This is a genomic window from Paraburkholderia haematera, assembly GCF_905220975.1.
Taxonomy (GTDB): Bacteria; Pseudomonadota; Gammaproteobacteria; order Burkholderiales; family Burkholderiaceae; genus Paraburkholderia; species Paraburkholderia haematera.
This window is the reverse complement of the sequence record NZ_CAJNBK010000009.1, coordinates 237,600-260,338: the sequence shown is the minus strand read 5'-3', so window position 1 is coordinate 260,338 and position 22,739 is coordinate 237,600. Positions and strand designations below refer to the sequence as shown.

At 62.0% G+C, this 22,739-nt stretch carries 24 protein-coding genes and 1 pseudogene; 18 read left to right on the top strand and 7 right to left on the bottom strand.

What is annotated here, in order from left to right; genetic code table 11:
• Both KHO23_RS18510 and KHO23_RS18505 read left to right on the top strand, forming a co-directional pair.
• Positions 1-379: pseudogene (locus KHO23_RS18510) on the top strand (putrescine ABC transporter permease PotI); the annotation flags it as partial.
• 38 nt (positions 380-417) lie between these two features.
• A complete protein-coding gene (locus tag KHO23_RS18505; protein WP_211612659.1) occupies positions 418-1,989 on the top strand; it encodes a DUF3138 family protein in 1,572 nt (523 codons plus the stop codon).
• Between the two features lie 64 nt (positions 1,990-2,053).
• Here the strand turns inward: KHO23_RS18505 and KHO23_RS18500 are convergent, their stop codons facing one another.
• Positions 2,054-2,980, bottom strand: a complete 927-nt coding sequence (locus tag KHO23_RS18500) for a LysR family transcriptional regulator (protein ID WP_211612658.1) — start codon at positions 2,978-2,980, stop codon at positions 2,054-2,056.
• A gap of 385 nt (positions 2,981-3,365) precedes the next feature.
• Between KHO23_RS18500 and KHO23_RS18495 the strand changes: the two genes are divergently transcribed.
• The 4 genes from KHO23_RS18495 to argE are packed head-to-tail and all read left to right on the top strand — an operon-like array spanning position 3,366 to position 6,973.
• Positions 3,366-4,682 carry a flavin-containing monooxygenase gene (locus tag KHO23_RS18495; protein ID WP_211612677.1) on the top strand — a complete coding sequence of 439 codons (1,317 nt, stop codon included), beginning with the start codon at positions 3,366-3,368 and terminating at the stop codon, positions 4,680-4,682.
• Positions 4,683-4,691: 9 nt separating this feature from the next.
• Positions 4,692-5,129 (top strand): RidA family protein, encoded by a 438-nt coding sequence (locus tag KHO23_RS18490; protein WP_211612657.1) that lies wholly within the window; start codon positions 4,692-4,694, stop codon positions 5,127-5,129.
• Between the two features lie 10 nt (positions 5,130-5,139).
• Positions 5,140-5,817, top strand: a complete 678-nt coding sequence (locus KHO23_RS18485; protein WP_211612656.1) for a DUF1028 domain-containing protein — start codon at positions 5,140-5,142, stop codon at positions 5,815-5,817.
• A complete protein-coding gene (argE, locus tag KHO23_RS18480) occupies positions 5,810-6,973 on the top strand; it encodes an acetylornithine deacetylase (RefSeq protein ID WP_211612655.1) in 1,164 nt (387 codons plus the stop codon). The genes KHO23_RS18485 and argE overlap by 8 nt, the downstream gene beginning before the upstream one ends.
• Before the next feature lie 143 nt (positions 6,974-7,116).
• Here argE and KHO23_RS18475 read toward each other — a convergent pair whose 3' ends face one another.
• The 3 genes from KHO23_RS18475 to KHO23_RS18465 all read right to left on the bottom strand — a co-directional run bounded on the left by KHO23_RS18475 (position 7,117) and on the right by KHO23_RS18465 (position 8,851).
• Positions 7,117-7,377, bottom strand: a complete 261-nt coding sequence (locus tag KHO23_RS18475) for a hypothetical protein (RefSeq protein WP_211612654.1) — start codon at positions 7,375-7,377, stop codon at positions 7,117-7,119.
• Positions 7,370-8,119: a DNA/RNA non-specific endonuclease gene (locus KHO23_RS18470; RefSeq protein ID WP_211612653.1), complete on the bottom strand. Its 750-nt coding sequence runs from the start codon at positions 8,117-8,119 to the stop codon at positions 7,370-7,372. The genes KHO23_RS18475 and KHO23_RS18470 overlap by 8 nt, the downstream gene beginning before the upstream one ends.
• Before the next feature lie 369 nt (positions 8,120-8,488).
• Positions 8,489-8,851 carry a DUF3564 domain-containing protein gene (locus KHO23_RS18465; protein WP_211612652.1) on the bottom strand — a complete coding sequence of 121 codons (363 nt, stop codon included), beginning with the start codon at positions 8,849-8,851 and terminating at the stop codon, positions 8,489-8,491.
• Between the two features lie 159 nt (positions 8,852-9,010).
• Here KHO23_RS18465 and KHO23_RS18460 point away from each other — a divergent pair, with 159 nt between their 5' ends.
• Entirely contained in the window at positions 9,011-9,685 is a 675-nt protein-coding gene (locus tag KHO23_RS18460) for a DUF4410 domain-containing protein (RefSeq protein ID WP_211612651.1), read from the top strand.
• Positions 9,686-9,726: 41 nt separating this feature from the next.
• Here the strand turns inward: KHO23_RS18460 and KHO23_RS18455 are convergent, their stop codons facing one another.
• Both KHO23_RS18455 and KHO23_RS18450 read right to left on the bottom strand, forming a co-directional pair.
• On the bottom strand, positions 9,727-11,412 hold the full coding sequence (locus KHO23_RS18455; protein WP_211612650.1) for an acid phosphatase: 1,686 nt from the start codon (positions 11,410-11,412) through the stop codon (positions 9,727-9,729).
• A gap of 115 nt (positions 11,413-11,527) precedes the next feature.
• Positions 11,528-11,815 (bottom strand): hypothetical protein, encoded by a 288-nt coding sequence (locus KHO23_RS18450; protein WP_211612649.1) that lies wholly within the window; start codon positions 11,813-11,815, stop codon positions 11,528-11,530.
• 199 nt (positions 11,816-12,014) lie between these two features.
• Here KHO23_RS18450 and KHO23_RS18445 point away from each other — a divergent pair, with 199 nt between their 5' ends.
• A complete protein-coding gene (locus KHO23_RS18445; protein ID WP_211612648.1) occupies positions 12,015-12,995 on the top strand; it encodes an IclR family transcriptional regulator in 981 nt (326 codons plus the stop codon).
• Here KHO23_RS18445 and KHO23_RS18440 read toward each other — a convergent pair whose 3' ends face one another.
• Entirely contained in the window at positions 12,996-14,072 is a 1,077-nt protein-coding gene (locus KHO23_RS18440) for a porin (protein WP_211612647.1), read from the bottom strand. It abuts the gene before it with no gap.
• 440 nt (positions 14,073-14,512) lie between these two features.
• Here KHO23_RS18440 and KHO23_RS18435 point away from each other — a divergent pair, with 440 nt between their 5' ends.
• Genes KHO23_RS18435 through KHO23_RS18390 form a run of 10 tightly spaced genes read left to right on the top strand, consistent with a single transcriptional unit; the run spans position 14,513 to position 22,725 of the window.
• Positions 14,513-14,827 carry a non-heme iron oxygenase ferredoxin subunit gene (locus tag KHO23_RS18435; RefSeq protein WP_020068683.1) on the top strand — a complete coding sequence of 105 codons (315 nt, stop codon included), beginning with the start codon at positions 14,513-14,515 and terminating at the stop codon, positions 14,825-14,827.
• 1 nt (position 14,828) lies between these two features.
• Positions 14,829-15,140 carry a recombinase-like helix-turn-helix domain-containing protein gene (locus tag KHO23_RS18430; RefSeq protein ID WP_211612646.1) on the top strand — a complete coding sequence of 104 codons (312 nt, stop codon included), beginning with the start codon at positions 14,829-14,831 and terminating at the stop codon, positions 15,138-15,140.
• Positions 15,141-15,189: 49 nt separating this feature from the next.
• Positions 15,190-16,302, top strand: coding sequence for an aromatic ring-hydroxylating dioxygenase subunit alpha (locus KHO23_RS18425; RefSeq protein WP_211612645.1), 1,113 nt, complete (start codon positions 15,190-15,192; stop codon positions 16,300-16,302).
• A complete protein-coding gene (locus tag KHO23_RS18420; protein ID WP_211612644.1) occupies positions 16,295-17,071 on the top strand; it encodes an SDR family oxidoreductase in 777 nt (258 codons plus the stop codon). The genes KHO23_RS18425 and KHO23_RS18420 overlap by 8 nt, the downstream gene beginning before the upstream one ends.
• 26 nt (positions 17,072-17,097) lie before the next feature.
• Entirely contained in the window at positions 17,098-17,625 is a 528-nt protein-coding gene (locus KHO23_RS18415; RefSeq protein ID WP_120293739.1) for a cupin domain-containing protein, read from the top strand.
• Positions 17,626-17,663: 38 nt separating this feature from the next.
• Positions 17,664-18,554, top strand: a complete 891-nt coding sequence (locus KHO23_RS18410) for an alpha/beta fold hydrolase (protein ID WP_211612643.1) — start codon at positions 17,664-17,666, stop codon at positions 18,552-18,554.
• Positions 18,555-19,457 carry an IclR family transcriptional regulator gene (locus tag KHO23_RS18405; protein ID WP_211612642.1) on the top strand — a complete coding sequence of 301 codons (903 nt, stop codon included), beginning with the start codon at positions 18,555-18,557 and terminating at the stop codon, positions 19,455-19,457.
• A complete protein-coding gene (locus KHO23_RS18400) occupies positions 19,454-20,251 on the top strand; it encodes an SDR family oxidoreductase (RefSeq protein ID WP_211612641.1) in 798 nt (265 codons plus the stop codon). The genes KHO23_RS18405 and KHO23_RS18400 overlap by 4 nt, the downstream gene beginning before the upstream one ends.
• On the top strand, positions 20,244-21,902 hold the full coding sequence (locus KHO23_RS18395) for a thiamine pyrophosphate-binding protein (protein WP_211612640.1): 1,659 nt from the start codon (positions 20,244-20,246) through the stop codon (positions 21,900-21,902). The genes KHO23_RS18400 and KHO23_RS18395 overlap by 8 nt, the downstream gene beginning before the upstream one ends.
• A complete protein-coding gene (locus KHO23_RS18390) occupies positions 21,895-22,725 on the top strand; it encodes an aspartate dehydrogenase (RefSeq protein WP_211612639.1) in 831 nt (276 codons plus the stop codon). The genes KHO23_RS18395 and KHO23_RS18390 overlap by 8 nt, the downstream gene beginning before the upstream one ends.
• Positions 22,726-22,739: the final 14 nt, after the last annotated feature.

Below are 22,739 nucleotides of genomic sequence, written 5' to 3'. Positions count from 1 at the left end.
CTTCAAGGTGTTCTTCCTGATCACGCTGCCGCTGATCTCGCAGGCGCTCATGTCCGGCTGGCTGCTGTCGTTCACGCTGTCTTTCGACGACCTCGTGCTGTCCGCGTTCCTCTCAGGTCCCGGCTCGACCACGCTGCCGCTCGTGGTGTTCTCGCGTGTGCGCCTCGGCCTGAATCCGGAAATGAATGCGCTCGCCACGATCTTCATCACCACGGTGACGATCGGCGTGATCGCCGTCAACCGCTGGATGCAGGTGCGTGAGCGCAAGCGCAACCGCGACATGCAGATGGCGTTCGCCCTCGCCGACGCCGCCGACCCTTTGCCGCTAGCACCACAACAAGCCACCGTACGGAAGTCGCTCGATACGGCAAGCGCATAAGAAGTCCTTTTGCAATACGACCAATAAGGAGAATTTGCATGAGAAAGAAGCTCATCTGTCTGTTGGTGGCGGGGAGTCTGCCGGCCATGGCCATGGCAGACGCCACCAGCGACCAGATCAAGGCGCTCCAGGCCCAGCTCAACGCGCTGCAAAAGGAGGTGAAGCAGTTGCGCTCTGAAGTCGCGAGCAAGCCTAAAGCGGCTGCGGCGGTGACCGCGGCGCCTGCCCCGGCGGTGGTGGCCGCGCCGGTCGACATCTCCTCGCCGGATTACGGCAAGACGCAGGCGACGTTGACCAACGATCAGGTCGATTCGATGAAGCAGCAGATCGCCAATCAGCAGCTGAAGGTCGATTCGCTGGTGGACGCGGCCAATACGGGGCCGATCGCGGGCCTGTCGATAACGGGTTATATCGATCCGAGCTACGTGTATAACCGCGCGCAGAGCAGTTCGTCGTTCCTGTTCGCGAACCACGAAAGCAGCTACAACTACTTCAACAGCACGTTCGGCGATCTGTACCTCGACATCAAGAAGACGTTCGGCGTCGGCCCGATGGCGCCGTCGGCGGAAATCACGCTGATGCCGAACCGCGGCAACGGTATTACGCTGCTGACGAACGAGCATGGCAATATCGGCAACAACATCCTGAACACGGCGGTTGTCAATGTGCCGATCACGGCGACCACGACGTTCGTGGCCGGTCTGATTCCGAGCTTCGGCGGCTATGAAGTGCAGCAGTCGAACCAGATGCTCACGCTCACGCACAACCTGCTGTATGACTTCTCGGATCCGGGCAGCTACATCGGGGCGGGCGCGAACTACACGACGGGCAACTGGGCGTGGAAGTTCTTCCTCGGCAACGAGCAGTACCGCACGTACGGCGCGACCACCCAGATCGGCACCAACGCGCTGGGCGATCCGATCACGACCAGCAACAAGATCCCGACGTTCACCGCGCGTACCGACTACACGTGGTCGAGCGCACTGGATATCGGCGGTTCGTTCAATATCGGGCGTCAGACGCTGGCTAGCGCGATCAACCCGGCCACCGGCACGGTCTCTTACGGCGTAGGCGGTAACTCGCCCAGCGCAGGCGGCACGTTCTTCTTCGGTGAAGCCGACCTGACCTACACCCTCGCGGACGTGCAGTACAACGCCGAACTCGACTACGGCCAGCAGCAGAACGGCGCGTTCAACGGTGGCCAGGCGCAGTGGTACGGCCTCTCGCTGCTCGCGCACCGCAAGTTCAATCTGCCGATGGTGGGCCGCATGGGCGCGACGGTGCGCTATGACGTGCTCGTCGACAGCAAGAACGGCGGTGGTGGTGGTGGCATCGCGTTGAACTCGAACGGCATGGACACGGCGGACGGCTTCGGTATCGGCGCAGACTGTCTCGCCAATTCGAAGGCCAACGGCGGTCTCGGCTTCGAGTGCAAGGGCGCCACCCGTCAGGACGTTTCGCTCGATCTGTTGTTCTACCCGACCCAGCAGATCACGGTCAAGGTGGAATACCGCCACGACTGGGCGAACAAACAGGTGTTCCTGAAGAACGACGGTTCGTACGGCAAGTCCAACGACCTGCTCGCGACGCAGTTCATCTACTCGTTCTAACGCATTGCGGCGAAGTGAGGTGCCCGTCGACAGCGGGATCGTCGCCGGGCCCGGTGCAAAAAATTCAGCGTTTCGCGTGCTGCTTTTTTATCTGCGCTTCACAGAAGGACGTGAAATGCCGCACCACCTGTCTCGGCTTCATGTTGCGCGACTGCGCAATACCCAAGGTGGCTGCTGTTACGTCGTCCTTGAACCGCTTGACGACGAAATCCTCACCGTCCACGGTATGGGTCGATTTGAGCGGAAAGTTCAGGATGCTGTATCCCAGACCGTTCGCCACCATACCGCGCACCACCTCGGGTTGTGCGGACTTGAACGCCGGGACCGGGCGCTCGCCCACCGCGTCGAACAGCGCCGCAAAATATTCCCGGCTATGGGGCAGGTCCAGCATCACGTAGGGTTCCCCCACGAGATTCGCCAGCGCGATCGAGCGATGCTGAGCCAGATGGTGGGTTTTCGGCAAGATCACGTACGGTGGCAGCGTCAGCATCGGCAGGAATTCAATGTCGTCGGTCAGATCGATGCTGTAGGTCAGCGCGAGGTCGAGTGATCCGTCGTGCAGGGCCGTGAACAAATCTTCCTGATGCGCCTCCAGCGTCTGAAATACGACGCCCGCATGTTGGGCGACAAACTGACTGATGAGGCCCGGCAGCAACGGCGGCGCAAGCGAGACCAGGCAGCCGAGTGCGATGCCGCCCGATATGCCGGTGTCCATCCCGCGTGCGGCAACCTGCAGTTCCTCAGCATTCTTTAGCAGGTCGCGCGTCTTGCCGAGCATCTCGCGCCCCGCCTGGGTCAAGGAAAGTCCGGAGGCGTGGTGACGGATGAACAATTGCACACCAAAAGACTCCTCCAGCTCGGCGATCGCCGTGGAAATCGAAGGCTGCGAAATGTGCAGGACTTTTGACGCGCCGGTAAACGACAAGGCTTCTGCCGTCACGACAAAGTATCGCAGCTGGCGTAGCGAATACCGAAGGAGCGGGCTTTCCATTGAACTGTCCCCATGAGAAAAATCATTCTGGCGGCGCCGCGCACGACGCTCGGTTTCATGCTGATTATCGCGCGCTTTGCATAGCTAAAACAGATGATTTGCATTTTTTAAATGTGTTTTTCAGATGGTGTGTTTACGCGTAGATTTCTTTCGTCAGTAGATCGACGCCTGCCCATGGAGGGCGACATGCAAGCAATAGATTTCGCGAATCCCTGGCTCTGCAAAGAATGCGACCTGCACCCATTTACCTGGCCACGAGAGTGGAACAGCAAGGATCAAAACAGGTGAACGGTACCGCGACGCCGCTCGTGACGCTCACGAACGCTTCATCGACGGCGAAGCGATGACCCACCTGAATCAAACCGCCTCTTGGAAGGAGAGAGCCATGACAGTTGAAAGAACATCGATCGATACGCTGATTGTCGGCGCCGGTCAGGCCGGCATCGCCATGAGTGAACACCTGAGCAAACTCGGCGTGCCTCACCTCGTTCTGGAGCGCGATCGTATCGCCGAACGCTGGCGCACGGGACGGTGGGATTCTCTGGTTGCCAATGGTCCGGCCTGGCACGATCGTTTCCCCGGCATGGAGTTCGACGATCTCGACCCCGACGACTTTGCGTCGAAGGATCGGGTCGCGGACTATTTCGAAGCGTATGCCAGGAAATTCAACGCGCCCATCCGCACGGGCGTGGAAGTGACGAAGGTTGTACGCAATGCCGGCCGGTCGGGCTTCACCGTTGAAACAACTGATGGCGTGGTCGAGGCCAACCGCGTGGTCGTCACAACCGGACCTTTTCAGCGCCCGGTTATCCCGCCGATCGCGCCGGAATCCGGAACGCTCACACAGATCCACTCCGCCGAATATCGCAATCCTGGGCAACTGCCCGAGGGGGCTGTTCTGGTGGTCGGCGCCGGGTCGTCGGGCGTGCAGATCGCGGATGAGCTGCAGCGCGCGGGCAAGAAGGTTTACCTCTCGGTTGGACCGCACGATCGTCCTCCACGCGCCTATCGCAGCCGTGATTTTTGCTGGTGGCTGGGTGTTCTCGGCGAATGGGATGCGGAGGTCATGAGACCGGGCAAGGAGCATGTCACCATTGCGGTAAGCGGTGCGCGTGGCGGCCATACGGTCGACTTCCGGCGTCTTGCCAATCAGGGAATGACGCTCGTTGGATTGACGAAGTCGTTCAATGACGGCGTAGTGAGCTTCGAACCGGATCTTGCAGACAACCTCGCTCGCGGCGACGAGAACTACCTGTCACTGCTGAATGCAGCAGACGCCTATATTGCCCGCAATGGTCTCGACCTCCCGGAAGAACCGGAAGCCCGCCATGCGCTTGCGGACCCGGAATGCGTGACCCATCCCATTCCTGAACTCGATCTCGCCGAGGCCGGCGTGACCTCGATCGTCTGGGCAACTGGCTATGCGGTCGATTACGGCTGGCTGCAGGTGAATGCCTTCGACGCTAACGGTAAGCCGCGGCATCAGCGCGGCGTGTCGAGTGAGCCGGGTGTCTATTTTCTGGGCCTGCCGTGGCTCTCGCGTCGTGGCTCCGCTTTCATCTGGGGCGTCTGGCACGACGCCAGGCATATTGCCGACCATATCGTCACGCAACGCAAATATCTCTCCTACCGTGATGCCTCGGCGCGCCAGTCAGAAGACGGCCGCGAGATCTGCACGGCGGATTTTTCTTCTAGTTATTGAGGTGAATTGATGAGCCAGCCTACACACACCCGCATCCGCATGTTCAACACCAGGGACACCTACCCGAACCAGACACTGGATAACGATCTCTGCCAGGCCGTGCGCGCCGGCAACACGGTCTATGTGCGCGGTCAGGTGGGCACCGATTTCGAAGGGCGCCTCGTCGGGCTTGGCGATGCGGGCGCCCAGGCCGCGCAGGCGATGAAGAACGTCAAGCAGTTGCTGGAAGAGGCGGGCAGCGATATGTCCCACATCGTCAAGACCACGACCTACCTGATCGATCCGCGCTATCGCGAGCCGGTGTACCAGGAGGTCGGCAAATGGCTTAAGGGCGTATTCCCCATTTCGACCGGCCTGGTGGTGAGCGCCCTGGGCCAGCCGCAATGGCTGATGGAGATCGACGTGATCGCGGTGATCCCGGATGGCTGGAAGCCGGACCAGGCTTAAGGAGCAGGACATGACATTCTCTATCATCGGTCGTTGTGCGGAAACCGGGCAGCTTGGGATCGCCATCAGCTCGTCCAGTATCGCGGTGGGCGCGCGTTGCCCCTGGGTGCGTGCACGTGTGGGTGCGGTGGCCACTCAGAACGTCACCCTGCCTGCGCTCGGCCCACAGATTCTCGACCTCCTGGAAAAGCAGCAGGTCGAGCCCGCGGCGGCCTTGGACCGTGCGCTCAGCGCCGACGGCTGGAGCCCGTATCGACAGGTGACGGTGATAGATGGTCAGGGCCGTACCGCGTTTTTCAGCGGGAAGGAAGCACTGGGCGTGCACAACGCTGTGGCGGGTGAGCAGTGCGTGGCCGCCGGCAACTTGCTGGCCGGTGTCCAGGTCATCGAGGCGATGGTTGAGGCCTTTGAGCAAGCATCCGGAATGCTGGCCGATCGCCTGCTGGTGGCCATGCATGCCGCGATGGCGGCCGGTGGTGAAGCGGGGCCCGTGCACTCGGCCGCGCTCAAGGTCGTGGGCGACGTGACCTGGCCGATCGTCGATCTGCGGGTCGACTGGGCGGATGAAGACCCGATCGGCCAACTGGATACGCTCTGGCAAGCCTATCGGCCGCAGATGCAGGACTACCTGGCTCGGGCGTTGAATCCCACTGCCGCTCCCAGTTACGGGGTGCCGGGCAATGAGTGAGATGTCCAGCCGTGAACTGCTCGAAAGACTGGTCGGATTCGCCACGGTCAGCCGGGACTCCAACCTGGAGCTGATCGCCTTCATCCGGCATTACCTGGCGGAGCTCGGCGTGGAGAGCGAGCTATTCCACAACCCGGAGCGCACCAAGGCCAACCTGTTCGCCACCATCGGTCCTCGCGATCGAGGCGGCGTGGTGCTTTCCGGACATACCGATGTGGTGCCGGTGGATGGGCAGGCCTGGACGGTGGAGCCATTCCGTCTCACGCAGAGAGACGGGCGCTTGTACGGTCGCGGCACGGCCGACATGAAGGGCTTCATCGCTTCGGTGCTGGCGGCGGTACCGGTCTTTCTCAAGCGGCCGCTGAAGCTGCCGCTACACCTTGCCTTCTCCTATGACGAGGAAGTGGGATGCCTGGGTGTGCGGCCGATGCTGGCGGAATTGGAAAAGCGTTCGCACAAGCCGACCCTGTGCCTGATCGGCGAACCTACCGGGCTGAAACCGGTGCTGGGCCACAAGGGCAAGCTGGCCATGCGCTGCCAGGTGAAAGGGGCAGCCTGTCACTCGGCCTACGCACCCTATGGCGTGAATGCGATTGAATATGCGGCGCGACTGATCGGCCGGCTGGGAGAGATCGGGGCGCGGCTGGCACAGCCGGACCATCACGACCAACGTTTCGACCCGCCGTTTTCGACCGTGCAAACCGGCGTAATCAAAGGGGGGCGTGCGCTGAACATTGTGCCGGCTGAATGCGAATTCGATTTCGAGGTCCGCGCCCTGCCAGGCTTCCATGCCCACGAAGTGGCGGATGAGCTGCAGGCCTATGCCGAAGCCGAGTTGCTGCCGAGGATGCATTCGGTGCAGCCCGATACGGGCATTTGCTTGCAGCCGCTCTCCGCCTATCCGGGATTGGCCACCTCGCCCGACAGCGAGGCGGCACACCTGCTGGCGCTGCTGAGCGGTTCCACCGAGTTCGGGACGGTGGCCTTCGGCACAGAGGGCGGGCTGTTCGATCAGGCCGGCATTCCCACCGTGGTCTGCGGGCCGGGAAGCATGGATCAAGGGCACAAGCCGGACGAATTCATTACGCTGGAGCAGCTGACCGGCTGCGATGCCATGTTGGCTCGCCTGGCCGAATACCTGTGGAGTCCTTGCTGATACTCAGACGAGGTTCGCCATAAACGGGATGCGCGTTCGCCGACGCATCGCAAGCGTGCGACGTGCCGTCGGAATTCTGACGCTTCTGGCGTTCGCCTGTCACGAACCGCGTTGGCAAACCGGGCCCTCGATCCCTGAACGCGCTATTGGAACGGATTCTTCACCACGCCCGGTTTCGCATCCGGCTCGTCTTTCACCTTCGCCGGCAAATTGGTCTGCGCCTGCAGCGCGGCCACCACCGCATCGATCGCTTCCTTCAGCGCGAGTGCCGCCTTCAGCCCGCGCTGATCTTGCGTCAACTCCAGCGTTCCGTTCAGCACCACGCGTGTGGTGCCGTTGCTGACGGTGAGTGCGTCGCCCTGGATGTTGAGCACGTCGTCATCGTTCGAATAGGGTTTAAACACCTTTCAGTCCTCCCGGTCGCTGATCTTTCAGGTTCTCCGGAACACCCGGAAAACGGATGCCCGAGGCCGCCTCGAGTTCGTGAATCGTCCTGAGGTCGTAACGGTTGGTCGAGACGTTGTCCACGACGATCGCGAACGCCATTTGCCTGGACGGCACATAGACCACCTTGAACAACTGCGTCGGCACGAAGACGCGCGTCGGTCCGATAGTCTGCAACTGCTGGCCGCTGAAAATCGGTCCGGTGACCACATAGGTGTCGTTATACGACATCGCGATCTTACGCACCGACGTTTCAATACGCGCCCACAAGCGCTGATTGTTCTCGCGGTTCTGCGGCACGACGTTGGCCAGCGAAAACGATTGTGCCATCGCTTCCTGATTCCAGCGATTGCCCGCCGGGCTCATATGTCCGCGATCGAAGCCGCTGCGCTTATAGTCCGCGAGCGTTGCGCCTTCGCCGTCGGGCAAACGCGCGTCTTCGAAAAATTTGTTCGTGCGCACCATGTCTTTGGCGGCTTCGATATGGTCGCGCGTCAGATGCTCGGCGGACCACAGCGGACCGTGCGTGATACCCGAGTGAAGCACCGCGAAATCGCTATAGCAAAGCATGCGCGTTTTCGGGGCCATCTTCTGATTGGTCAGAACCGGCCATTGCGCATTCGGGGTGAACTGGGTGCAGGAAGGCGCCGCGCTCGCGTGAGCGGCAACAGCGAACATCAGACAGGCAAACCACTTCTTCATGTGTCAGTCAGTTGAAGGATCGGGGGGCGCAAGTATAGCGTCGGTAGCCCGTGTGGAGAGAGGTGGAATGCGGGAAATCGGAGAGGAAGGAAGCGGACTTTTGCGCGGTGCTGGCGGTGATCAAAATGGTGCAAGTGCATGAAGTGCGCGCCGCACGGCAAAAAGCCCCGCACCAAAAAAAACGGGCCGCTTTGCAGCGACCCTAATGCGTGGAATTCAAACTCTACGCACGCAAACTTAAGACGGACTTAAACGGGCGATGCGGAGTATTGAATGTGTTGAGGATCGAACTCGCGCACGAACTTACCCTCGCACGGGTAGCGCGGGTCGCATGAGTAAATATTTCGACCGGCAAAAAAGCACCGGAACCTAATTACCGAATACGCTGTGTTCAGCGTGCACGTTCTGGCGGTCGACGGCCTGCAGGCGCCAGAAGCCGCGCGTCGCTGCGTGCGTGGGCAAGGCTGTCCACGCCGCGGCGCCTTGTGCCGCGCTCACGCGTTGCTTGCGGTCAACATGCAGTCCACGCAGCGTGCATAGCGGCGCATCCGTGCTTGGCGCACAGAGTGTGGTCACGCCGTCGTCGTCGTCGTGTAACTCGCCCCAGGGGGGCAGATCGATCCCTTGATGCGCTTCTCTCGACCACCGGTGTTCATCGGTGTCGAGCCATAGCACAGCGTAATCATGGCTGACGGTGGGATCGGAACCGTTGATGAGGATGGTCAGGCGCATGGCAGTTCCGTACAAATTGCGAAGTATGGCTTTATCAGTCTATGCCGGAACGCGTGTTATGCAAGGCAAAAGGTACGGTGATCGGGCACGAAAGAACTTACGTACAACGCGTCCGGTTGTACGATAGCCGCGTCAGTAAAACTTTCACGGAGCCGCGCCATGCTGCCTCGATTTCTGCAACTCTCGATGATCGCGGCATGCCTGAGCGCGGTATCGGCACTGAGTGTCGCGGCGGACAGCGCCCCCTTCGCAGCACCGGCGCCGATCGTCTATGTGTCCGATTTCGACCTCGACGTGGCCAACGTGACACCTGACAGCGGACCGGGGGAACGACTGCGCCGCCTGAGGGGGCTGCTGCCGAGCGGTCCCGGCCCGATGGGCAAGGACAAGAATCCGCAGGATCACGCCAAAGACATCGTGAACGAGATGGCGGACGCGCTGACTGCCGATCTGAAAAAAGGCGGCGCCGACGCACGCCGCATTGCGCCCGGTCAGCCATCGCCCGCAATGGGTTGGCAGGTGCGCGGCGTGTTTCTGAATGTCGACGACGGCAATCGTCTAAGACGCGCGATGGTCGGTCTCGGTGCGGGTCAGAACAATATTCAGGTAGCGGTGTCGTGCGACAGTCTGGGGTCGGCTGATTTGCCGCCGCTTTATCAGGCCGTCGAACAGGCCGACAGCAAGAGTAAGCCGGGCGCGGTGATCAAACTCAATCCCTACGTGATCGCCGCCAAGTTCGTGATGGCGAGCGGCGATGAGAAAAAGACGATCAAGAAGACCGCGCAAGAGATCTCGGATGCGGTGATCGCGAAGCTGCACGGGGTGGCGCAGTGATTCACGCACTGCTGCCCACTCCCGCGAGATAAGTAAGCGGCTCAGGCCAGATTCAGCGTACCGGTCAAATCGCCGAGCGGCGCCAAGCCATTCTGCGCAAATGCCCGGTCTCGCGCGGCAACCCCATCGAGCGGCGCCAGCCCATGCACGCGGCTAATCAGGCGAAGAATCGAATTGGTGTCATACGCCGTGTGATCGACATAGCCTCTCTTCGCCAAGGGCGAAATCACCAACGCGGGAATCCGCGATCCCGGCCCCCAACGGTCGCCCTTTGGCGGTGCGACCGGGTCCCACCAGCCGCCGTTCTCATCGACCGTGACGACCACGACCGTATTGGCCCATTGCGGGCCGCGCTGAAGATGCTCGATGACGTTCGCGATGTGACGATCCCCTGACGCGACGTCCGCGTATCCCGCGTGCATGTTCAGGTCGCCCTGCGGTTTGTAGAACGTGACCGCCGGCAAACGCCCCGCATCGATATCGGCAATCAGACGATTGGTGGAGGCGTCGTCGCCGAGACCCGCGTCGCGCAGATACTTGCGCCGTGCCGCCGTGCCCGGCGCGTAGTTGGCAAAGTAGTTGAATGGCTGATGGTGGTACTGGAAGTCAGGCACCGCGCCCGTCTCCTGATGCTCCAGCGCGTACTGCCACGCACCGCTGTACCACGCCCAGTCGACGCCCTTGTCCGTCAGACGGTCGCCGATCGTTGCGAAGTTCTGCGGCGGCATCACGCGCGGATTCGACGGGTCGGCGAACGCGGGATTGCCGCCCTGGGCCGGACGCACATTGCTCGGCTGGTAGGGCGGCGCCATCGTGTTGACGGCGTAGCCGTCGGCGGTAAACGCGCCGTCGTTGACGAATTTCGGCGGACCGTCGAGCGCGGACGCCGGCGAGTCCGGCGCCAGCTTGAGCCGCGTGCCGGCCGGATCGTCCCCGTCGAGCACCGAGACCATCTTCTTCGCCGGACTGTTGTGGATGTCGGGATAGAACGGCGCCTGCGCCGCGATTAGAAAGATGTGGTTCAGCCACGACCCGCCGAAGGCCGCCATGAAGAAGTTGTCGCACAGCGTGTATTGCTGCGCGAGATTCCACAGACGCAGCGTGTCGGCGGAATTACGGTAATGGCCCATGACCAGGCCGCCGGAATCGCCCCATGCGGCGAATTGATTGTTGCGCCCCGCGTTGATCTGCATCTGATTCTGATAAAAGCGATGGATCAGATCGCGGGTGATCACGCCGTTCGGCAACGGTGCGCCTTGCGCGTCGGTGATATGGAACGGGCCGTTGCGCAGGTTGCCGATATCCTTCTGACCGATCATGTAACGCTTGCCGTCCACCTCCTGGGCTTGCGGCACCAGGCCGCCCCAGATTGCCGGCAGGCGTGGCAGCGGCGTTTTGCCGTCGCGGTCGAGTTGCAGATAACGCTCGGCGCTCACCGCATCCAGTGGATGCTGGACGCCCGGAAAGTTGCCGTACAGATTCGCAAAGCTGCGGTTCTCGGCGTAGATCACCACGATCTGTTTGACCTGGTCGCGTAGCGCGGCGTCGAGCCGCAAGTCGGCCGCACTGCGCGGCGCCATGTCGCTCGCGGTACTTTGCTCGGTCTTGCAACCGGTCAGCGCGAGTCCGATTCCGACCGCCGCCAGCCCGGTCAGGACACGGCGGCGTTCGGGGTCGTCGGGAGCGTCGTCGGGGTTTGGCGGCAGGGTGGGGTCGTTGTCTGTCATCGGTCGGTTTCGAAGTTAACGTGACGGGCGCTGAACAATCAGACAGCTACCGCTCGGGGCGGCGTGCGCGCGGCACCGGGTTCAGAGTCGAGGGGGCCGGAAGGCTCCGGCACGGCTAGGGTAATCGTCGCTTCACGCGCCAGCTGCTGTGCGTCGAATCGATGGCGAATAGAAGCCAATGTCTGGCGTCCACAGGATGACGGCGCTGCGTAGCGTAACCGTCAACGGTCAATTCGAGTTCGTCGAAAGTTCGCCGATGGCAGGTGGCATGCGCCCCGGAGCCGTCCGCGAATTCGACTATGGCTGCGGCCGCGCGGGCCGGTTCGGGCAGGTGCGCGATCTGCACCGCGCAGCCGGGATAAAGATGTGAGTCGGCAACCTGGATCTGGACGGATTCGGACATGAGCGTGGCCTCCGGACGCCTGGCGGCAGCCAGGGCGCGGCGGTGAAACCTCGCGCGATGGACCGCACCAAAGGATAGCACTGGGATAGCACCGCGCGAAACGATAGCGGTGGCGACAAATGACCGCCGTGTGCTTCGCGCTATGATGTTGATCTGTACCCGATGAACAGCAGAGACAACGGCAAAGACGGCAGCCAAGATGGCAAAAGAAGAGCAGACAGGAGCGGCACGCAAGCACGCGAAGCCACGCGGCGCGACCGTCCCGGCTCCGCAGGACGATGCGGCGTTGTCCCACGCGGATAGCACCGATTCAACCGATTCTCCCGATTCCACAGACGAAGAGAGCGCCGGCGGATCGACATATCTCGTGCCCGGGCTGGAGCGCGGCTTGCGCATCCTCGCCGAATTCAGCGCACGCGAACCGATTCTGGGCGCGCCCGAATTGTCGAAGCGCATTGGCATTCCGCGCACCACCACATTTCGTCTGCTGCAAACGCTCGAAGCTTTAGGCTTTCTCGAGCGTGTGAATGGCGACCGCTATTTCCGCCTGAGCGTCGCGGTGCTGCGGCTCGGTTTCGAATACTTGAGTTCGCTCGAACTGACCGACGTCGGCACGCCGATTCTCGAACGTTTGCGCGACGCGACCGGCCTCAGCACGCATCTGCTGATCCGCGACCAGCGCGACGTGGTGTTCGTCGCCAAGGCGCAAACCCATGAACCGATGTTCAGTTCGGTGAAGGTGCATGTCGGGACGCGTTTGCCCGCGCATGCCACGGTGCATGGCCAAGTGCTGATGGGCGATTTGAGTTTTGAGGAACTGCGCCAGTTGTACCCCGAGCCGCAACTCGAACGTTTCACCGAACGCACGCCGGCGACTGTCGAAGAGTTGTACGGAAGAGTGCGCGAAAGCGCTGCGCTCGGTTATGCGTTGAGCGAAGCGTCTTTTGAACGGGGGATTTCGGTTGTGAGCGCACCGGTGCGCGATCAAAGCGGCAAGATCACGGCCGCGTTGACCGTCACCATTCCGCGTTCCGATATGGGCGAAGCGGAGGAACGCGAGCCGCTCGTCATCGCGGTTTGCCAGGCGGCGCTCGAATTGTCCGAACGTCTTAGCTATCGTCCGCGGCCGGATGATCCGACCGCGGCTCAAGCGCGTCGCAGACCGGTTACGGCGAACTGATCAGAACGAGTGGTGGATACCCGTCAGGATAATCGTCTGATTCCGGCCACTCGACACACCTGCTGTAAAGAACGCGGCATCCGTATTCGAGCCCGCGCGCTCATACAGCGCATTCACATACACCTGCGTCATCTTCGACAGTGCGTAGACATCGCCGATCTCGAACTGCGTCCAGCGATGGCCGGCCATTGTCGTGGTCGCGGCACCGCCCGAGACGCTGTTGAACGGCGTGAACTGATAGTTCGCGCCCACGTCATAGCTCTGATACGTGTCCGAATGGCCGGACGATTCCAGCTTCACGCGCGTGTACAAACCATGTACCAGCAGCTTGCCGAACTGGTATGACGCGCCCGCGCCCATGTTCTCGACCTTATCCGCCGTGTAGTTTGCCGCCGCGACGCCCTGGAACGTCGTGATGCCGGTCGTCACGATCGACGGCGTACGGTTGTGCTCGTTCGCGTACGTCGCGCCGGCCTTGAACGGACCGTTCGCATAGCTAAGCGCAAAGCTCAGTGTTTTGCCGGTGGAGAAGTTGGTCGTATTGCCAAGACCCATCATCGCGCCGACCGAGAAGCCACCGAAACTCGCCGAACGAAACTTCACCGAATTGTCGAACGGCACCACACCCGTGTCGGCGAGTTCGTCGATGTTGCCCGGGTGGAACGCGTACCAGCTCGCGGCCTGATAAGCCGTGCTAAACGGACCCAGCACGTCGAAGCTGAAAGGCGTCTGATGGCCGAGCGTCACGGTGCCGATCTGGTCCGAACTCAAGCCCACGAACGCCTGGCGATTGAACAGCGTGCCGGCTTTGGCGAATGCGCCCGTGTTCGTATAGAAGCCGTTCTCCAACTGGAAAACCGTCTTCAGACCGCCGCCCAAATCCTCGACGCCCTTCAGGCCCCAGCGGTCCGGCTGCATGTTGCCTTGTTCCTCGATCCACTTCGCATGGCCGCCTGCATTGCTGATATACGCGATACCGGCATCCAGGCTGCCGTATAGCGTCACACTGCTCTGTGCCCATGCGCCAGTCGTTGCGCAGATTGCCGTCAAGCCGGCCGCCGCCATGATGTGCTTCACCGTTGGTTCTCCTGATCACACGACGGATAGCTCGCGCCCATGTCGTCGTCCCTGATCCTTGCTTTGGGTTGAATGCAGCTTCGGGTTTATGCGCCAAAACTGCTCCGCTTTATGTTCCACCTATGGGCGTTTGTATCGCCTATGGAAAAGTATAGTGAGTCTTGGCGTAGTCAAAATAAATTTTCGGACCCCGTACAAACCCGCATGCGGGCGTTGGGATTTGTCTGAAAATTATGGGCAAACCCAAGCCCAGAAAGGCTTGTGAGCCGCTTCGGCCATTCATGTCAGTTCACGCAAAGCCGTGTTGTGAGCGCCACAGTCGGTGTTTTCCCCTACCAGCCCAGATTTCTATTTGCTCGAGTCAAAGCCACTCCTATAATTATCCATACACGAACTGACGTTCCTTGTATGGAACATAAGGCTTCAGGAGAAGGCGAGAAATGACTGAACAATGGCGCTGCGCCGGCCATGCCGGCGACCTGTCCGAAGACGCGCCGCTCGAGTTCAAACTCGACGGCACGGAAATCGGCATCTACAAGGTGGGCGATGCGCTGTACGCGCTGGAAAACGTCTGTCCCCATGCGTACGCGTTGCTGACGCAGGGCTTTGTCGACGGCGACACCGTCGAGTGCCCGCTGCACGAAGCCGTGTTCCATATCCCGACCGGCAAATGCTTGAAAGAGCCCGGTGGCCGCGACCTGAAGATGTACTCCGTACGTCTCGCCGGTGAAGAAATCCAGATCAAGGTGGAATGACATGCGAGAGCAAACCGTAACCTTCAATCCCTTCCTGAAGCCGTGGCTCGCGCCGCAGCCGAACAACGTCGCCGGCAAGGGTGTGATCGAAAAACCGGGCGAGACCGAGAACTTCATCTGGCAAAACCGTAAAGCGGAGCCGACCCAATACGAAAACGACTTCGGCGATGCGCTCGAAAAAGTTTTCGAAGCCGGCGCGAATGAGTTGCAGGAGGTGGTCGACGGGTTGAACCGCGTGGGCTTCCGTACTCCGGAAGGCAACACGTGGGATGCCGACCGTCTCGCCGCTGAATTCCGCCTGCTCGCCGAATAAGCGCGCTTTCCTGAACACGTCTCATCGCTTTCGTATCCGGAGTCTCTTCATGACGTCCCCCAATACAACGACTCAAGGCGCGGCCGACCCGATCCAGTCCTATCTGGATCGTGGCCTGCGCAATTACTGGTATCCCGTTGCGCCGAGCTGGCAAGTCGGCGACGCGCCGGTCGGCATCACGCGTCTGGGCGACCAGATCGTGCTGTGGCGCGACAAGGAAGGCAAAGTCCGCGCGCTCGAAGACCGCTGCCCGCACCGTGGCGCGCGCCTGTCGCTCGGCTGGAACCTGGGTGGCAGTGTTGCCTGCTGGTATCACGGCATTGAAATCGACGGCGGCGGCACGGTCACGAAAGTCCCGGCCGTCTCGAACTGCCCGCTGGAAGGCCAGAAGTGCGTGAAGTCGTATCCGGTCGAAGAGCATGCCGGTGCGATCTTCCTGTGGTTCGGCGACGACGCCCATCGAGAACCCGCGCCGCTCGTGCTGCCGGAAGAACTGGTCGGCGAGGAATACGCGAACTTCCTGTGCATGTCGAACTGGAAGTGCAATTACCAGTACGCGATCGACAACGTGATGGACCCGATGCACGGCGCGTATCTGCACGCCACCTCGCATTCAATGGCCGAGGGCGACAAGCAGGCCGACATGCGTGTGCGCAAGACCGAAACCGGTCTGATGTTCGAAAAGGTCGGCCAGCGCGATGTGAATTTCGACTGGGTCGAGCTCGGCGAAACCGGCACGCTGTGGATGCGCCTCGCGATTCCCTACAAGAAGAAGTTCGGCCCGGGCGGCAACTTCGGGATCATCGGCTTTGCTACACCGGTCGACGAAAACAATTGCCAGGTTTACTTCTGGCGCACGCGCAAGGTGTCGGGCTGGCAGCGCGACGCATGGCGCTTCATGTATCGCAACCGTCTGGAAGGTCTGCATTGGGACGTGCTGGAACAGGATCGCTATGTTCTCGAAAGCATGGCGCCGAATGCACGCCAGCACGAATTCCTCTATCAGCACGACGTCGGCATGACGCGGGTGCGCCGCATGTTCCGTCAGCGCGCGCAACAACATTTCGCTGAACTGGATGCGTATCGCGCTCAAGCGGATCAAGCCACGCAAGCCGCTCAGGTCGATCCGGCGCAAACCGAAGCAGGCCACAGCCATGCATAACGAAGCGCCACCGGCAGTGTCGGCACTCAAGGGCCGGCGTGTCCTCGTGACCGGCGGCGCGCGCGGTCTCGGCGCGGCGTTTGTTCGCTCGCTGGTGCAAGCTGGTGCGCAAATCGTGTTCGGTGACGTGCTGCATGACGAAGGCCGTGCGCTCGCTGCGTCGCTGGTCGAGCAGGGCCACGCGGTGACGTATCTGCCGCTCGATCTCGCCGACCCCGCCAGCATCAAGCAATTTGCCGATCAGGCGGCGGCGCAACTCGGTGGTGCGGACGCACTGATCAACAACGCGGCGATCACCAACTCCGGCGGCAAGTCCGCCGACGAATTGTCGGTCGATACGTGGGACGCCGTGATGAACGTCAACGTGCGCGGCACGTGGCTGATGAGTACCGCCGCGCTGCCGTATCTGCGCGACTCGGGCCGCGGCAGCATCGTCAACATCGCGTCGGACACGGCGATGTGGGGCGCGCCGAAATTGCTTGCCTATGTCGCGAGCAAGGGCGCGGTGATCTCGATGACCCGCTCGCTGGCGCGCGAATTCGGCGCCCACGGCGTGACGGTCAACGCGATCGCTCCAGGCCTCACCGAAGTCGAAGCCACCGCGTATGTGCCCGCCGAGCGCCACCAGTATTACCTGCAAGGCCGTGCGCTCACGCGCGCACAAGTGCCCGACGACGTCACCGGGCCGGTGCTGTTCCTGTTGTCCGATGCCGCGCGCTTCGTGACTGGCCAGTTGTTGCCGGTCAACGGCGGCTTCGTGATGAATTGATCTTGTCGAATCGAAAGGAGAAAGAGATGGCGGACGCCGAACTCGAACGCAAATCGTGGGAACAACCCGCGGACGCAAACTTTGCACAATGGTTGGACAGCCGCGTCGCGCGTCTGGAAACGCGTCGTTACGACTGGGACGCGCTGAAGTTCCAGGCCGACTACGACCCGAAATACCGCCGCGCGCAAATGCGTTATGTCGGTACGGGCGGCACGGGCGTCGCGAAGGACGTGAACACGGTGCCCGCAGGCGGCTTCACGTTTTCGACGATGGTGATTCCGGCCGGCAATATCGGTCCGAGCCATATTCATATGGATGTCGAAGAAATCTTCTTCGTGCTGCGCGGCAAGATGAAAGTGATTTGCGAGAAAGACGGCGAAACGTGGGAAGCCGTGCTCGGCGAGCGCGACCTGATCTCGGTGCCGCCAGGCGTGTATCGCACGGAAGTGAACATCGGCGAAGAAGATGCGTTGATGTGCGTGATGCTCGGTTCGCCGAAGCCGATTACGCCGACGTATCCGCCGGATTCGCCGTTGGCCAGGCTCAAGCGCTAAGCCCCTAGGTTGCTTTGAAAACACCCGCGAAGGAAATCATGTCCGCAGTCCCGTCCGCTACCGTCGATCAGAACACTACGCTCGAAGCGCGCCTTGCGCGTTTTCCGGCGCAGCAGATCTGGCTGGCATCGCAACGCGCCGTGAGCTATCGCGACGCGGATGGCGCCGGAAGTGAAGCACTGCCTGTGGTGATGCTTCACGGTATCGGGTCGGGCGCGGCTTCGTGGGTGCAGCAGTTTGAAGTGCTGGGTGAGACGCGCCGTGTGCTGGCGTGGGATGCGCCGGGTTACGCAGCCTCCACACCGGTGGAGGCTGAATCGCCCGTTGCGAGCGATTACGCCACTGTATTGAAAGCGTGGCTCGACGCACTCGGCATCGAACGCTGCGTGCTGCTGGGTCATTCGCTCGGCGCGATCATCGCGGGCGCGTTTGCCGTGACGAATCCGCAGCGCGTGGCCGGCTTGCTGTTGTTGTCGCCGGCTGGCGGTTATGGCGCCTCGCCAGCGGAAGTGCGGGAAACGAAGCGTGACCAGCGTCTCACGATGCTGCAAGAACTCGGCCCGCAAGGTCTCGCCGAAAAACGCAGCACCAATATGTTGTCCGCGCACGCGAGCGACGAAGCGCGCGCGTGGGTGCGCTGGAACATGTCGCGCGTGATTCCGCACGGCTATGCGCAAGCGACTCATCTGCTCGTCAACGCTGATCTTGCCAGTGATCTCGCGCGCCACACAGGCCGCATCAACATCGCGGTCGGCGCCGACGACGCCATTACGCCCCCCGAAGCCTGCGAGCGACTCGCGCTCGCCGCCGGCACCACCTTGCAGGTCGTACCACGCGCGGGGCATGCCGGTTATATCGAAGCACCCGCCGCGTATACCGCGATCATCGACACGTTCTGCCGCGCGAGCGACGGACAACGGAGCCAATGAATGACGCCCGACACGATTAGCGCCGAGCGCGACGCGGACGACGACCGCAACGACCGCAACGACGCAGACACCAGCAGCGATATCAGCTATCGCGTGCCGGGTCTGGAACGCGGTCTGAAGATTCTGACGGAGTTCTCGCCGCGCGAGCCGGTTCTTGGCGCACCGGAATTATCGAAGCGCCTGAAGATTCCCCGCACGACGGTGTTCCGTCTGCTGCAAACACTCGAATCGCTCGGTTTTCTCGAGCGCGCCGACAAAGACCGCAACTATCGCCTCGGCGTCGCGGTGCTGCGGCTCGGTTTCGAATATCTGAGCTCGCTCGAACTGACCGACCTCGGCCTGCCGATCATCGAAGCGCTGCGCGACGACACCGGTCTCACCAGCCACATTGTGATTCGCGATGGACGCGACGTCGTGTTCGTCGCCAAAGCGCAAAGTCATGCGCCGATTTTCAGCTCGGTGAAGGTGAATGTCGGCACGCGTCTGCCGGCTTACGCAACGACGCACGGCCAGGTGCTGATGGGCGACATGACCCTCGATGAGTTGAAGAAGCTCTATCCCGAGCCGGAACTGGAACGCTTCACAAAGCAGACACCCGCCACGATCGACGACCTGTACGAACGCATTCGCGACGACGCACGACGCGGTTACGCGATCAGCGAATCGTCGTTCGAACGCGGCATTTCGGTGGTGAGCGCGCCGGTGCGTAACGACACAGGCCGCATCGTCGCGGTGATCACGACGACGATTCCGCGCCACGAGATCGATGCCTCGCTGCTCGACAGCGGCCTGATCGACAAGGTCCGCCGAGCTGCTGACGACCTCTCGCAGCGGCTCAACTATCGGCCGAAGGGCAGTCCGAACGCGGGCACGAAATACATGAAGGCACTGGGGCTCAAATGATTCAAATCGACTTGACCGGGCAGGTAGCGGTGGTGACAGGCGGCTCGTCCGGCATCGGCCTCGCAACGGCTGAACTGTTTCTGCGGGCAGGCGCAACGGTCGCGATCTGCGGACGCGATGCCGAACGGCTTGCACAAGCGGAAACCGCATTGAAGACGCAGTTTCCTCAAGGGCAACTGCTGGCGCAAACCTGCGACGTGCTCGACGCGGACGAGGTCACAGCCTTCGCGCAAGCGGTGCAGGCACGCTTTGGCCGCACCGACATGCTGGTGAACAACGCCGGCCAGGGCCGCGTGTCGACCTTCGCCGACACCACCGACGACGCCTGGCGCGAAGAACTCGACCTGAAGTACTTCAGCGTGATCCGCCCGACCCGTGCCTTCCTGCCGATGCTGCGTGATGCGTCAAACCCGGCGGTGGTCTGCGTGAACTCGCTGCTCGCGCTGCAACCCGAGCCACACATGGTGGCGACGTCGTCGGCACGTGCCGGCGTGCTGAGCCTCATTAAATCGCTCGCGGTCGAACTCGCGCCGCAACGTATCCGCGTGAATTCGATTCTGATCGGCATCGTCGAATCGGGTCAATGGCGCCGCCGTTACGCAAAAGAAGCGCAGCCGGGCCAGAGCTGGGAAGACTGGACCGCCGAACTGGCGCGCAAGAAAAACATTCCGCTAGGCCGCTTCGGTCGCCCCGAAGAAGCCGCACAAGCGCTCTTTTATCTGGCTACGACGCTGTCGTCCTATACGACGGGCAGTCACATCGATGTTTCTGGAGGCGTTGCACGACATGTCTAACACAACCACCGTTGGCGAACTGATCGCCGCTTTTCTCGAGCAATGCGGCGTTCAAACCGCATTCGGCGTGATCTCGATCCACAACATGCCGATCCTCGACGCGATCCACAATCGCGGCAAGATTCGCTACGTCGGCGCACGCGGTGAAGCGGGCGCGGTGAACATGGCTGATGGCCTCGCGCGTGTCTCCGGCGGCCTTGGCGTGGCATTTACCAGTACCGGCACCGCGGCGGGTAACGCAGCCGGCGCGATGGTCGAAGCACTGACGGCGGGCACCGCGCTGCTGCACATCACCGGCCAGATCGAAACCGAATACCTCGATCAGGACCTCGCTTATATCCACGAAGCGCCGGATCAATTGTCGATGCTGCAGTCGATCTCGAAGGCCGCGTTCCGCGTGCGCTCGGTGGAAACCGCGCTGCCGACGATCCGCGAAGCCGTGCGTGTCGCGCAAACCGCGCCGAGCGGCCCGGTCAGCGTCGAAATCCCGATCGACATTCAGGCTGCGGAAATCGAATGGCCTGCCGATCTGGCTGCGCCGCACGTCACCACGCTCACGCATTGCAGCAAGCGTGTTGAGCAACTTGCGGATCAACTGGCGAATGCAAAGCGCCCGCTGTTGTGGCTGGGCGGCGGCACGCGTCACGCGAGTGCCGCGGTTGAGCGTCTGGTGGCGCTGGGCTTCGGCGTCGTGACCAGCGTGCAGGGCCGTGGCGTGCTGCCGGAAGATCATCCGGCGACGCTCGGCGCGTTCAACGTGCATTCGGCTGTCGAGAGCTTCTACAAGACGTGTGATGCGCTGGTGGTGGTCGGTTCGCGTCTGCGTGGCAATGAAACGCTGAAGTACAAGTTGGCGCTGCCGCAACCACTGTATCGCGTCGATGCCGACGCGCTCGCCGACAACCGCGGCTATCGCAACGACATGTTCATCCACGGCGATGCATCCGCCGTTCTCGAGGAACTCGCGACGCTGCTCGAAGGGCGCCTGAAGGTCGATCCGACCTTCGCGCAAGACCTGGCTGCCGCGCGCGAAAGCGCAGTGGCCGATGTGGGCAAGGGCCTCGGCCCGTACAAGCGCCTCGTCGACGCGCTGCAACAAGCAGTGGGCCGTGACTATAACTGGGTGCGCGACGTCACGATCTCGAACAGCACGTGGGGCAACCGCATGCTGAAGATCTTCTCGCCGCGAGCGGGCGTTCATGCACTTGGCGGCGGCATCGGCCAGGGTATGCAAATGGGCATCGGCGCAGCGCTCGCCGGCAATGCCGCGAAGACCGTGTGCCTGGTGGGCGACGGCGGCCTGATGGTCAACGTCGGCGAACTCGCGACGGCCGTGCAGGAAAACGCCAACGTCATGATCGTGTTGATGAACGACCAGTGTTACGGCGTGATCCGCAACATTCAGGACGCGCAATACGGCGGCCGCCGTTGCTACGTCGATCTGCACCAGCCGGATTTCGCGCAGTTCTGCGAGAGCCTGAAGCTCACGCACTACCGCATCAAATCGCTCGACCAGGCCGAAGACATCATCCGCGAAGGCATGGCGAAGACGGGTCCCGTACTGGTCGAAGTGGACATGCTGTCGGTCGGCTCGTTCGCCACCGCGTTCGCGGGCCCGCCGGTCAAGGAACAGGAGCCGGAACATGCATGACGCCGGCTACGCGGGGCATCACGCACCCATCGACGTCGCGATGATCGGCTTCGGCGCGATCGGCCAGGCGGTGTATCGCTCGGTCGAGTCGGACCCGACGGTGCGCGTGTCGCACGTGATCGTGCCGGAGCGTCACGCGGCATCGGTGCGTGACGTGGTGGGCGCGTCGGTGGATGTGGTGTCGTCGGTGTCGGCGTTGAGCAGCAAGCCGCATTTCGCACTGGAATGCGCGGGGCACAGCGCACTGGTCGATCACGTGGTGCCGTTGCTGAAAGCCGGAACGGATTGCGCGGTCGCCTCGATCGGCGCGCTGTCCGACATGATGTTGCTGGACGCGCTTTCCGCCGCAGCCGATGAAGGCGACGCAACGTTGACGCTGCTGGCGGGCGCAATCGGCGGCGTGGATGCGTTGTCCGCCGCCAAGCTCGGCGGCCTCGACGAAGTGTTGTACACGGGCCGCAAGCCGCCCATGGGTTGGCTCGGCACGCCTGCGGAACAGCTCTGCAATTTGCACACGCTGAGCGAAGAGACCGTGATTTTCGAAGGCAGCGCGCGCGAAGCGGCGCGCCTGTATCCGAAGAACGCCAACGTCGCCGCGACGATCGCGCTGGCCGGCCTGGGTCTGGACCAGACCACGGTTCGCCTGATCGCCGACCCGCACGTGTCGCGCAATGTGCACCGCATCGTGGCGCGCGGCGCATTCGGCGAGATGTCGCTGGAAATGTGCGGCAAGCCGCTGCCGGATAACCCCAAGACGTCCGCACTGACCGCGTTCAGCGCGATTCGCGCGTTACGCAATCGCGCGGCACGCTGCGTGATCTAAGACATTAGCTGATT